Annotated in this window: 2 pseudogenes; both read right to left on the bottom strand. The window is 70.9% G+C overall.

Annotated features, from left to right (window positions below):
* Positions 1-196, bottom strand: a pseudogene (locus R6V09_RS53770) (hypothetical protein); the annotation flags it as partial.
* Between the two features lie 140 nt (positions 197-336).
* Positions 337-1,029: pseudogene (locus R6V09_RS53765) on the bottom strand (helix-turn-helix transcriptional regulator); the annotation flags it as partial.

The following is a 1,029-nucleotide window of genomic DNA, read 5'->3' as shown; positions in this document are numbered from 1 at the left end:
GCGCACCCGACGGGGCGCCGGACGGGGCGCCGCTGGGCCGCGCCGTGGCGTTGCCGGTGGGCGCGGAACAGGACTGCGTGGAGCCGGAGTTGCCGCTGCCGGAGGACGACGAGGAGTCGCTCGACCCGCAGGCCGCCAGGGCCAGGGGCGAGAGCGCCAGCAGGGCCACTGCGGGGATGAGACGCGCACGCTTCATGAGAAACAACTCCAAAAACGATGAGGAAGTCTTGTGACGGGAACTCAACCAACGCCGCTTAGGGCTTCCTTGTCGGCGCCCTGTCCCCACCCTGTGCACCGAGTAAAGGGAAGGTCAACAGAACGCTCTGACCTGCAAATTCACGAGTGGATCTCGCCTACTCGCTGGTACAGCTCCGTGACAGAAGCAGCCGCCGCGGCCACCTCCGCGCGCACCTCGGGCGGCGATACGACCTCCAACGCGTCGGCGAACTGCAGCAGTTGACGCGCCTCGCGGACGAAGCCGTAGGTCAGCCGGACCGTCACCCACTCGTTCTCCCCCTCGTCCTCGGGGAGTTCGGCCAGGGAGGAGGCGCTGAGGCGCAGGAACATGTCGAGGTGCGAGCGGCGGACCGGACGGTGACGTCGAGTCCGCCGGGGCGTTCCTCGACCTGGCGGCGCAACTCCTCCCAGGCGTCGGCTAGTTCGACGCCCGGGCGGCGCTTCACCGGGTCGGGCAGGAGGGTGGCCGAGTGCACCCGGTCGGCGCGGAAAAGGCGGGGTCTTGCCCGGCGGTCGGCGACCAGGTACCAGACGCCCGCCTTGGAGACCAGGCCGTAGGGGTCGACGGTGTAGGTGCTCGGTTCCTTCGCGCCGCTGTGCCGGTAGCGCAGCCGCAGCCGCCGGTCGGTGAAGACCGCGTCCTGCAACACGTCCAGATCCACGGCGGGTTGGGGCCCGCCCTTCCAGCGGGTGGCGTCGACGAGGATGCGCCGGGAGGTCACCTCGGCGGCCGGGCGGTACGGCGCCGGCAGCGCGGCCATCACCTTGCGCAGCGCCGAGCCGAGGGCCGCG

The organism is Streptomyces sp. W16 (assembly GCF_033194735.1).
Taxonomy (GTDB): Bacteria; Actinomycetota; Actinomycetes; order Streptomycetales; family Streptomycetaceae; genus Streptomyces.
This window is presented reverse-complemented; position numbering and strand designations above follow the sequence as displayed.